Below are 11929 nucleotides of genomic sequence, written 5' to 3'. Positions count from 1 at the left end.
GCCCCGTTCCGTTAACGAATCGGTAATCAGTCGAACGCGCGTGGACTGAACGGCTGGAAAAGCGTTTCGAAAGCGGTACGCCGACGCAGGGTTTCATGCAGCACCAATATATAAATTGTTGGAAAAATGGGGAGTTCTTTCTGCCTGAGAATGTGTCCCGATGGAACGGCGGTTCGGTGGTAGGATATCGAATTCGACAGGTATGCAGGATTCTGCTTATTAACAAATTGTGCTAATGCTGATTAAGCCAGATGAAAGGGGGTTTCCGTCGTATGCAGCTGTATTCGATCCAGTTCGTGGCGTTCCTCTGCGTCGCGCTGGTTGCGTATTATGCGCTTGGACGGGCCAAACCTTCCTATCAGTGGACCGTACTGCTTGCCGCCAGCATGGTGTTCTATTATGCCACGGGGTGGCAGAACTTCTTCTTCATCCTGCTGACTGCGGCATCCACCTGGGGTGTTGGATTGGCGTTCGGCGCCATAGAAAAACGCTCCAAGGAGGCCCGTGCGTCCATTAAGGATCGGAAAGAGAAGAAGGCCGTAAAAGCGAAGTACAACCGTTACAAATGGTATGTGCTGCTTGCCGCGCTCATCCTCAACTTCGGGGTGCTCGCGTATATCAAATATTGGAATGCGCTGCTGACAGCGGTGGGGTTCGGCGACTCGTTCTTGGCGTCCAGCCTGCTGCTGCCGCTGGGCCTGTCGTTCTACACGTTCCAATCGGCGAGCTACGTCATCGACACGTACAACGCCAAGTATGAGCCTGAGCGGAACTTCGCCAAATACCTGCTGTTCGTGTCCTTCTTCCCGCAGCTGATCCAGGGCCCCATCAACAGGTTCGACGCGTTGGCCCACCAGCTCTTCGAGAGCCACGGCTTCGACGCGGAACGCTCCAGGCGCGCGCTGGTGCTCATCGGCTACGGCATGCTGAAGAAGTATGTCGTCGCCGACCTGCTTGTCACCACCATCGCGGCGTGTTTGGACAACGTGACCGGCGACACGCCCGGCTCCATCATCCTGTTCGGCATCCTGCTGTATTCCGCCCAGCAGTACGGCGACTTCTCCGGCGGCATCGACATGGTGCGCGGCGTGGCCATGCTTTTCGGTATCGACATGGCGCAGAACTTCCGCCAGCCGTATTTCTCCATCTCACTGGGCGACTTCTGGCGCCGCTGGCACATCACCCTGGGTGCTTGGATGCGTGACTACGTGTTCTATCCCTTTGCGCTGACCGGCGCAATGCAGAACCTAGGCAAATGGTGCGGCGCCCACCTGGGCCGCCATTGGGGCCGTACGGTTCCGGCGTCCATCGCCAACATCCTGGTGTTCTTCCTGGTGGGCCTGTGGCACGGCGCCGACGCCCACTTCATCTGGTGGGGCCTGTACAACGGCATCGTCATTGCGGCGGCCGACCTCGCCACGCCTTTGTGGGAGTTCCTTATCGCGAAGTTCCATGTGAACGTGGAGTCCGCCGGCTGGCATCTGTGGCGCATCCTGCGCACCTTCATCGTGGTGAACATAGGCTGGTACTTCGACCGCATCCTCGTGTTCGGCGACGTGCTCACCGGGTTCTACAACACGTTGTTCAACTTCGCGCCCAGCGAGTTCTGGCCGGTGTTCCAGACGTTCCATATCCATCATGTGAAACTGTGCCTGGTCGCATCTGCCATCGGGTGCATCATTGTGTTCATCGTGAGCGTCCTGCGCGAGCGCGGCGTGGACGTGACCGGTGAGCTGCTCAAGAAGCCTGTGGTCGTGCGCTACGCCATCTACGCGTTCTGCATGCTCATGGTGATCTGCTCATTCGTTATCGCGCCTGCCGGGGGAGGGTTTATCTATGCGAATTTTTAAGCCTGTCCTTACAGTCCTCGCCGTGCTGGCGTTCGTGGCCTGCTTGAATGCGGCGATCACCTTCGCACTGTTCCCATACGGTTCGAAGAGCGAAGTGATGTGGACCGACTATCGCCTTGAAGAAGGCGTCGACATGGTGTTCACGGGCACGTCCATTTCGGAGCGCGCCTTCGACCCCGCTGTGGTGGACGAGGCCTGCGGCGTGCACTCCTACAACGCCTCCACCCCCAGCCAGCTTCTGGAGGAGACTTACCTGGGCCTCGACGTGCTGCTGGAGGACGGCCAGGTGCACACCGTGGTGTACGGTCTGGAATACAGCAGCCTGATCGGCGAGAAGTTCCCCGATCCCGCCAGGTCGTATCTGATCTGGAAGAACAAGGGCCGTCCCGCCGACGCGCTGCACGACACGCTGTGGTGCCTGACCCATGAGCGCTGCTATACGGCTACCGACTCGCTGAACTGGGTGTTCCCATGGGTCAACAACCACGTAGGCCTGTCGCCTTCGGACGTGTGGGGAAACATCCAGCGCAAAACCGACGGCACATCGGTCTATGATGCGGCGGTGGCTCTCGAGCCTGACTGGGTCTATTACGGCCGGGGCTACGGCAACTACGATTACATTCAGAATTACAACTGCGGATCGGCGAAGACCTATGAGGACGACTACCATTGTGCCGATTTCGACGAGCAGAAGATGGCCGCACTGGCGGACGTGTGCGATGCCTGTGTTGAACGGGGCGTCGACATCCTGGTGGTCATGCCGCCGATTCCTGTGTTCAACGTCTACGAGTACGGCGACAAGTATTTCGAACAGTCCGACCAGGTCCGCGCGTTGGTCGAGTCCCATGGCGGCGAGTTCTACGATCTGAACATGGCAAAGCCTGAGCTGCTCGATTTGGACCGCACGGACATCTTCGCTGACTTCCAGCATCTCAACCACACCGGTGCGGAAGAAGTCAGCAAGGCATTCAGCGTGATTTACAACGCCCGGGCGGCAGGGGAGGACGTGAGCCGTTACTTCTACACGCCTGAAGAGTACAAGGCCGTTTCGACCCGCGTCGACTTCGTCATGCTGCATTCCGAAAAGAACGACGAAGGCTTCGCCATGCAGGCGGAGGCTCTGGCGGGTGCCAGTGCGCAGCTGGAATACCAGTACATGCTTAAAAACGAGGCGGGCGAATGGGAAGTCATTCGCGATTGGTCCGACGACCCTGCATATCTGTTCGCGCCCGAAGAACCCGGCGAGTACAAGGTTTGCGTGAACGTCCGTACCCAGGGAAGCGATGCGGAATACGACAGGTACCGCACGGTTAAAGTGAACAAGGAGGCCTAGATCCTTGAAGAACGTTCTTGAATGGTTGGAAGCGACGGCGAAGCGCGTTCCGGACAAGCCCGCCGTCTGCGATGTGGAATCCACGTTGACGTATGCCCAGTTGGAAGCTGAGGCGCGTCGCATCGGCACCTGGTTGGCCTCTCGCGTGCAGCCTCATGTGCCGGTGGCTCTCTATATGGAGAAGAGCACCGAGTGCCTGGCGCTTATGTTGGGTGCGACGTATGCTCGGTGCCCCTATTCGGTCATCGACGTCCGGCAGCCCGCCAATCGTGTGGCTTCAATTCTGGATACGCTGCAACCGGGCATCGTGCTGACGGATGCCCGCAACGCCGAGCATGCGGCGGAGATGTTCACCGAAACGCCTTATGAGCCTGTGCTCGCATCGTCCATCGACGCCGTCGCAGATGACGGGGCCATCGCCCGCCTGCGCGCCGAGGCGCTGGACACCGATCCGCTCTACGTCAACTTCACCAGCGGCAGCACCGGCACGCCGAAGGGCGTGTGCGTCGCGCACCGTTCGGTCATCGACTTCATCGGGTGCTTCACGGACACCTTCGGCTTCACGCAGGACGACGAAATTGCCAACCAGGCTCCTTTCGACTTCGACGTGTCGGTCAAGGACCTCTACAGCGGCATGCGCGTCGGCGCCACCGTGCACCTGATCCCCCGCGAGTACTTCAGCCAGCCGGCGTTGCTCATGGATTACCTGGTGGAACGCCGGGTGACCGTTTGCACCTGGGCCGTGAGCGCCATGTGCTTCGTGTCCATCATGGGCGGATTCGAATACAAGGTCCCCGAAACCATTTCGAAGGTCCTGTTCTCCGGCGAGGTCATGCCGCCCAAGCAGCTGGCCAAGTGGAAGAAGTATCTGCCCCATGCCATGTATGTGAACCTGTACGGCCCCACCGAGGTCACCTGCAACTGCACGTACCATATCGTCGACCGCGACTACGCAAAGGACGAGACCATTCCCGCCGGCAGGGCTTTCGACAACGAGCGGGTGTTCCTGCTGGATGAGGACGACCGCGAAGTGACCGAGGCCGGCGAGCAGGGCGAAGTCTGCGTCTGCGGCACGTGCCTGGCGCTGGGCTACTACAACGCTCCCGAACGCACGGCCAAGGCTTTCATGCAGAACCCGCTGAACACCCGTACCATCGAGATGATGTACCGCACCGGCGACATCGCGACGTGGACCGAAGAAGGCGAGCTCATGTACGTGGGTCGCAAAGACCACCAGATCAAACATCTGGGGCAGCGCATCGAGCTGGGCGAGATTGAAACGGCTGCCCAGGCCTTGGATGGCATCACCCGCGCATGCTGCGTCTACAACGCCCGCAAGAAGCGCATCCTCATGTTCTATACTGGGTCCATCGGTTCCGACGAGCTGCTGGAAGGCATGCGTGCCGTGGTGCCGCAGTACATGGTGCCCAGCAAGGTGTTCCAGCTTGACGAGATGCCCATGACCAAGAACGGCAAGGTAGACCGTAACGCGCTTGCCCAGATGAAGGGAGCCAACTGATGGAGACCTCCGAATTGCGTGCGATTGCCCAGGACTACGGCACGCCGTCCTACGTGTTCGACCTGGAAGCGTTCCGCAACCGTCTGCGCGAATGTCAGGCCATCGTCGGCCCCGAGGTGCACCTGTGCTTCGCCATGAAGGCCAATCCCTGGCTCATCAACGCCGCCGCCCAGGTGGCGTCGAAGCTCGAGGTGTGCAGCCCGGGCGAGCTGGACCTGTGCGAACGCGCTAACATCAACCCTGATCAGATTGTGTATTCAGGCGTCAACAAGGAGATCTGCGACATCACCCACGCCATCGAGTACGGCGCAGGCGTCCTGACCGCAGAGTCGCTTCTGCATGTCGAATACATCGACCAGGTGGCCCGCGAGCACAACCTGGTGGTCGACGTGCTGCCGCGCCTGAACGCGGGTTCCCAGTTCGGCATGTCCAAAGACGAGCTGCTGTGGCTGGTGGACAACCGCGACCGGTTCCCGGGGCTTAAGTTGGTCGGCATCCATTACTTCGTATACACCCAGCGTTTGAAACTCAAGCACCAGCGCAAAGAGATGGCTATGCTGAGCGACTTGATCGATGAGCTTGCGAACGAGCACGATTTCGTCGTTGAACGTCTGGAATACGGCCCTGGCCTGGGTGTTCCTTACTTCATGGATGACGACTTCTCCGACGACCTGCTGCCCATCCGCGAGATTGCGGACGACCTGCGTGCCCTGGCAGCAAAGACCGAGCTGACCATCGAGATGGGCCGGTTCTTCGCTTCGCCGTGCGGTACGTATTTTACGAAGGCTATGGACCTGAAGAGCAACAAGGGCACGAATTACGCTATCCTTGACGGTGGTATGCACCACATCACGTACTTCGGCCAGATGATGGGCATGCATGTGCCGCCGATCGTCAACCTGACCCGCGAAGCGGAAGACCGCGAAAGCGAGGTTGCGGAATGGTGCCTGTGCGGCAGCCTGTGCACCGTCAACGACGTGCTGGTACGTGCCGTGGAACTGGACAGCCTGCAGCGCGGCGACGTGCTGGCGTTCGGAAGGTGCGGCGCCTACGCCGTGACCGAGGGCGTGTCGCTGTTCCTGAGCCGGAGGCTGCCCCGCGTGTTGTTGCGCGAGGCGGACGGTTCGGTGGTGCTTGCCCGCGACTTTATCGAGAGCAGCCAGTTCAACGGCCTGGCCGTTGGGTAGGAAAGGAGACCAGCAATGGACGAAATCACGCTTGAGGACGTCATCGAGATGCTCGAAGACGTAAAGGAGGGCGTCGACTACGAGAACGTGACCACGTTGGTGGACGACCGCTACATCGACTCGTTCGATATCTTGGCGATCGTATCGGCCATCGACGACGAGTTCGACGTGTCTGTTCCCGCCAAGGAGATCGTGCCTGCGAACTTCAACAGCGCCACGTCGCTGTGCGCCATGATCCAGCGCCTCGCCGACGAGGACTAACGGCACCTGCATCGTATGTGGAAGGCCCCGCTTCGGCGGGGCTTTTTGTTTGGAGTGCGTATGCCCGCGACGGCACGGTGCTGGGCGCGTGCTCCAGAGCCTGAGTTTGGCTCGCTCGACTCGAGGCCGGCGTTTCGTCTGGCGGTTCGGCCGCTGCAGTTGGGTTTCGCCCAGACGAAACCTCTCGGCAAGGTCTGCTTCGGCATCCGACGGAGCAACTGCGGGCTTGGCGGCGGGGGTGGCGCCTGGTATGCCGCAAGCGAATGGGCGGGCATGCGTACCAGGCATTTGCATTCCGTATCCAGTCGTATATACAATGCAGTTATATTTAGAGAAAGGATACATGCACCTTGCTTACCCGGAGGGCCTTCATGAGCGGAGCATCGGCGCTGGTCGCGTCGGCTGCGCTATGGGGCTGTACCGACCGTTCGGGCTCTGCAGCAGGTGCTGAATCCATCGACGGAGAAAATCAGGAGGCTCCCATGACCAACGCACAGCCTACGCCTGGAACCGGCGGAAACATCTACGTGCCCTTCGACAAGCGTACGGGCGAATCGTCCGTGGTGTTCTTCACTCGTGACCTGACCGCTGCGGGCCTGATGAAGGCCTATGACGCCGTGGCTTCGGTGCTGGAAGGCAAGGTTGCCGTCAAGCTGCACACAGGCGAGGAGCACGGCCCCAACATCATCCCGCGCCCGTGGGTGAAAAACCTCATGGAGCAGAGGTTGCCCAACGGCACCATCGTCGAGACCAACACGTATTACGAAGGCGACCGCGACACCACCGAAAAGCATCGCGCCACCATTGAAGCCAACGGTTGGACCTTTGCGGACGTCGACATCATGGACGAGTTCGGCACGGCCGAGCTGCCTGTGGCGGGCGGCAAGTGGTTTACCGAAATGACCGTGGGCGAACACCTGCTGAACTATGATTCGTTCCTGGCGCTAACGCATTTCAAGGGACACACCATGGGCGGTTTCGGCGGGTCCAACAAGAACATCGGCATCGGCTGCGCCGACGCACACATTGGCAAGAAGGCCATTCACACCGCCGAAGGCTCCAGCGACATGTGGTCCATCGCCGAAGAGGAGCTGATGGAGCGCATATCCGAGTCCACCAAGGCCACGGCCGACTACTTCGCGGGCAAGATCGCCTATGTGAACGTGATGCGCAACATGTCTGTGAGCTGCGACTGCGAGGGCCGCGCTGCCCAGCCGGTGGTTACGCCGGACGTGGGCATTTTGGCGTCGCTGGACATCCTGGCCCTTGACCAGGCCTGCGTCGATCTGGTGTATGCGCTGCCGGAGGAAAGCCACAAGGCTTTGGTGGAGCGCATCGAGACCCGCCACGGCCTGCGCCAGCTGAGCTACATGAAAGAGCTCGGCATGGGTAACGACCGCTACACCTTGATCGATCTGGACAACGGCGGGTGCGAGATCACCCAGGCCGAAGCTGTGGCCCATGCTAAGCCCACGTGGGAAGACGACGGGCAGGGCGCCTACGAGTAGGCGTTTGGCCACTTTGCAAGACCGTCGGCCCCGCATGCGTCCTGTAAAGGATTCGCATGCGGGGCCTTTTGCGTCGGGGAGGGCCTATCGCAACGCGGCTCGGATGCGGGTTTGACCGCCTTCTGCGGGCCAGCCGGCCTGGTTTCTCGTGTGCGGCGCGTTCGTTCACGACGCTTTCGACGGAGTGCCCATCGCGAAATTTGATGGGTTCGTGTGGTATTCGGCATATCTGACCATATATGAAAGATTTTCTTCGCCCTGCATCGAAATGAAGCATACAATGTTCGGACGCTCTACCATCGCACTCTAGCGCGCTGGTGTGAAGCGGCAAAATATACACCTTTAAGTAAGAAGAGGAGGCTGAAGATGAGAGACGTGCGAGTCAGCGACGTGACGATGCGCCAGGCGGAGGTTTCGGGGTCCCTAGCGCTAACGTTCAAAGAGAAGTTGGAGACCGCAAAGCTATTAGATAGTCTCGGAGTTTCCTCTATTGAAATCGAGGGTGTCGAGCGTTCTAAAGCCGATGCGCTGCGCATCAAATCCATCGCTTCCATCGTCAAGAACAGCGTTCTGGCGGTTCCTGTGAAAATGGACGACGAGAATATCCAGGTGGTCTGGGGCGCCCTGAAGAACGCCGCATTCCCGCGCTTGCAGGTTGTGGCAGCTGTGAGCCCCGCACGCATGGAGTATGTCTACCATAAGAAGGCGGACGGCATGATGAAGGACGTTGCGGCCACCATCGCCAAGTGCGCGGCCCTGACGGACGACGTCGAGTTCGTGGCCGACGACGCCACTCGCGCCGACAGCGTATACCTGCGTTCCGTCATCAAGGAGGCCATCCAGGCCGGTGCGAAGACCATCACCGTGTGCGACGACGCCGGCACCATGCTTCCCGAAGAGTTCGCCCAGTTCATCGATGATCTGCGCAAGGACCTTCCCGAACTGGCCGATGTGGCTCTGGGCATCTCCTGCTCCAACGACCTGTTCATGGCCGACGCCTGCGCCATTGCGGGCATCATGTCCGGGGTCGACGAGATCAAGGCCACCACGTACCCCATGAACGTCATCTCCCTGGAGAAGGTCTGCAAGGTGCTGGCCGCCAAGCCTGAGATCTGCCAGGCGCAGACCACCGTCCGCGTCACGGAACTCAAGCGCACGGCCGCCCAGGTCGCCCGCATCTGCGAGCAGGGCCGCTCCAAGTATTCGGCGTTCAACCCCAACGTCACCGGCAGCGACGAATCCTTCGTCCTGACCGTCAATGACGACATCGACGCCGTCATGGAATGCGTTGCGAAGCTGGGCTACGAGCTGTCCGAAGAAGACGCCACCAACGTGTACGAGGCGTTCTTGCGCATCGCATCCAAGAAGGACAGCGTGAGCAACCTGGAGTTGGACGCCATCGTCGCGTCCGCCGCGCTGCAGGTTCCTGCCACCTACGTTCTGGAGAACTACGTCATCAACTCGGGCAACGCCATCAAGGCTACGGCCAACGTGCGCATGCGCAAGGGCGACGAGGTGCTGGAAGCCGTCTGCATCGGCGACGGTCCCATCGACGCGTCGTTCTTGGCCATCGAGAAGATTTCCGGCAAGCGTTACGAGCTCGACGACTGGCAGATGCAGTCCGTCACCGAGGGCCAGGAGGCCATGGGCCAGGCCATCGTGAAACTGGTCGCCGACGGCAAGATCTATTCCGGCCGCGGCATCTCCACGGACATCGTGGGCTCCAGCATCCGTGCATACGTGAACGCTTTGAACAAGATCGTCTATGAGGAGGAGAACTAATGAAGCTTTCTTTCTCTACGCGAGGCTGGTCCGACTGCACGTGGGACGAGCTGGTTGATGCATCCCTCGAGATGGGCTTTGCCGGCATCGAGGTGTACGACCTGTTCAAGCAGCAGAACTTCGTCGGAAAAGGCTGCGCTTTCGACAAATACAACACCCGCGCAACGGCCCGTGCCTTGCGCGACAAGAAGCTGACGCTTCCCGTGTTCGACTCGTCCGTCGACATTTCGCTGGAAGGCGCCGTCGACGAGGCGAAGAGGCTCATCGACGTGGCCGGTGAAATCCATGTCGAATACGTCTGCTTCAAGGCCCAGAAGGGCGAAGAGTCCGTCGTCAAGGCCGCCCTCGACGAGCTGGTGCCTTACGCCAGGGCCCTCGAGGTCACCATCCTCATGGAGACCAGCGGCATCTACGGCGACACGGCGCGTCTGACCGCCATGTTGGACGAGTACGCCAGCGATTACCTGGCGGCGCTGTGGGACATCCACCATCCGTACCGCGACAACGGCGAACAGCCGGCCGATACCATCAAGAACCTGGGCGCCTACGTCAAGCACGTGCATATGCGCGACTCCGACGATGACGGCACCTACAACCTGGTGGGAGAGGGCACGATGCCCCTCGACAGCTTCGTGCTGGCCCTGTCCTCCATCGACTACGACGGCTTCGTCTCCTTGGAGTGGAAGCCCGAATGGATGGAAGACCTCACGGACATGGACATCATCCTGCCGCACTTCGTGAACTATATGGAGCGCTTCGAGGATACCCGTGGCAAGCGCCGCACGATGTATTTGAACCATGACGGCACCGGCGAGTACCTCTGGAAGAAGGACGAGCTCATCGACCTCACCTTCCCGCAAGTGCTGGACCGCATGGTGGAGGCGTTCCCCAACCAGTACGCCTTCAAATACACCACGCTGGACTACACCCGCACCTACGAGGAATTCCGCGACGACGTGGACAACTTCGCACGTGCGCTCGTGTCCATGGGTGTCAAGCCCGGCAGCAAGGTTGCCATCTGGGCGACGAACGTGCCTGCCTGGTACATCACCTTCTGGGCGGCCACGAAGATCGGCGCCGTTCTGGTCACGGTGAACACCGCCTATAAGGTCTACGAGGCCGAGTACCTGCTGCGCCAGTCCGACACGCACACGCTGGTCATGATCGAAAGCGCGCTGGATTCGAACTACCGCGAGATCATCAACGAGCTCTGCCCGGAGATCAAGGACACCAAGCCCGGCGAGCCTCTGCACTGCAAGCGCCTGCCGTTCTTGCGCAACGTCATCACCGTGGGCTTCGACATGCCTGGCTGCCTTAACTTCGACCAGGCGTTCGACCGCGCCGAGCTGGTGCCGCTGGAAAAGATCCAGCGCATGGCCGACGAGGTCCGTCCCAACGACGTGTGCAACATGCAGTACACCTCCGGCACCACCGGATTCCCCAAGGGCGTCATGCTGACCCATCGCAACGTGGTCAACGACGGCAAGTGCATCGGCGACCGCATGGGACTTTCCACTGCGGACCGCATGATGATCCAGGTGCCTATGTTCCACTGCTTCGGCATGACGCTGTCCATGACGTCGTCCATGACCCATGGCGCAACCATGTGCCCCATGCCGTACTTCAGTGCGAAGGCGTCGCTGTCCTGCATCACGCAGGAACGCATCACCTGCTTCAACGGCGTGCCGACCATGTTCATCGCCATGTTCAACCATCCCGACTATCGTAAGACCGACTTCTCGCATATGCGCACGGGCATCATGGCCGGTTCCGGCTGCCCGCCCGAGCTCATGAAGAAGGCCGCCCAGCCGGACGAGATGAACATGACGGGCATCGTCAGCGTGTACGGCCAGACGGAGTCGTCGCCCGGCTCGGTCATGACAACCTGGACCGATCCTTTGGATTGGCGTACCGAGACGGTGGGTTACGAGTACCCGCACATCCAGTGCAAGGTCATCAACCCGTACACCGGCGAGGAGATGCCCGACGGCCACATCGGCGAGTTCTGCTCCCGCGGCTACAACACCATGAAGGGCTACTACAAGATGCCCGACGCCACGGCCAAGACCGTCGACGCCGACGGCTGGCTGCATTCCGGCGACTTGGTGATGCGCGACGAGAACGGGAACTTCCGCGTGACCGGACGTTTGAAGGACATGATCATCCGCGGCGGCGAGAACATCTATCCCAAGGAGATCGAGGACTTCCTGATCACCCATCCGAAGGTGAGCGACGCACAGGTTATCGGCGTGCCGGACAAGAAGTACGGCGAAGAGGCCATGGCGTGCATCATCCTGATGGAGGGTGAGGAGATGACCGAGGACGAGATCCGCGAGTTCATCAAGACCAACATCGCCCGTCACAAGGTGCCTCGTTACATCAAGTTCGTGGATTCGTTCCCGATGAACGCCGCTGGCAAGATTCTGAAGTACAAGATGCGCGAAGCCGCCGTCGAAGAACTCGGCCTGCAGGACATCGCGAAATAGCGG

The 11929-nt window shown here is 60.2% G+C and carries 8 protein-coding genes; all 8 read left to right on the top strand.

What is annotated here, in order from left to right; translation table 11 throughout:
- Positions 1 to 272 precede the first annotated feature (272 nt).
- The 8 genes from SHEL_RS08425 (at position 273) to SHEL_RS08390 (ending at position 11926) form a co-directional block, all read left to right on the top strand.
- The gene (locus SHEL_RS08425) at positions 273 to 1850 is read left to right on the top strand and encodes an MBOAT family O-acyltransferase (RefSeq protein WP_012798843.1); all 1578 of its coding nucleotides are present in this window, start codon (positions 273 to 275) and stop codon (positions 1848 to 1850) included.
- Entirely contained in the window at positions 1837 to 3183 is a 1347-nt protein-coding gene (locus SHEL_RS08420; RefSeq protein WP_012798842.1) for a triple tyrosine motif-containing protein, read from the top strand. Before SHEL_RS08425 ends, SHEL_RS08420 begins: the two co-directional genes overlap by 14 nt.
- A gap of 4 nt (positions 3184 to 3187) precedes the next feature.
- Positions 3188 to 4702 carry an amino acid adenylation domain-containing protein gene (locus SHEL_RS08415; protein ID WP_012798841.1) on the top strand — a complete coding sequence of 505 codons (1515 nt, stop codon included), beginning with the start codon at positions 3188 to 3190 and terminating at the stop codon, positions 4700 to 4702.
- A complete protein-coding gene (locus tag SHEL_RS08410) occupies positions 4702 to 5889 on the top strand; it encodes an alanine racemase (RefSeq protein WP_012798840.1) in 1188 nt (395 codons plus the stop codon). Before SHEL_RS08415 ends, SHEL_RS08410 begins: the two co-directional genes overlap by 1 nt.
- 15 nt (positions 5890 to 5904) lie before the next feature.
- Positions 5905 to 6150, top strand: coding sequence for an acyl carrier protein (locus SHEL_RS08405; RefSeq protein WP_012798839.1), 246 nt, complete (start codon positions 5905 to 5907; stop codon positions 6148 to 6150).
- Between the two features lie 350 nt (positions 6151 to 6500).
- Positions 6501 to 7658 carry a DUF362 domain-containing protein gene (locus SHEL_RS08400; RefSeq protein WP_197720350.1) on the top strand — a complete coding sequence of 386 codons (1158 nt, stop codon included), beginning with the start codon at positions 6501 to 6503 and terminating at the stop codon, positions 7656 to 7658.
- 366 nt (positions 7659 to 8024) lie between these two features.
- Complete coding sequence (locus tag SHEL_RS08395) at positions 8025 to 9440, top strand: alpha-isopropylmalate synthase regulatory domain-containing protein (protein WP_012798837.1); 1416 nt, start codon at positions 8025 to 8027, stop codon at positions 9438 to 9440.
- Positions 9440 to 11926 carry an AMP-binding protein gene (locus tag SHEL_RS08390; RefSeq protein WP_012798836.1) on the top strand — a complete coding sequence of 829 codons (2487 nt, stop codon included), beginning with the start codon at positions 9440 to 9442 and terminating at the stop codon, positions 11924 to 11926. The genes SHEL_RS08395 and SHEL_RS08390 overlap by 1 nt, the downstream gene beginning before the upstream one ends.
- Positions 11927 to 11929 lie beyond the last annotated feature (3 nt).

It is taken from the genome of Slackia heliotrinireducens DSM 20476, assembly GCF_000023885.1.
In the GTDB taxonomy this organism is placed as follows: Bacteria; Actinomycetota; Coriobacteriia; order Coriobacteriales; family Eggerthellaceae; genus Slackia; species Slackia heliotrinireducens.
Note: the sequence above shows the minus strand (reverse complement) of the source record. Positions and strands in the feature narration are given on the sequence as shown.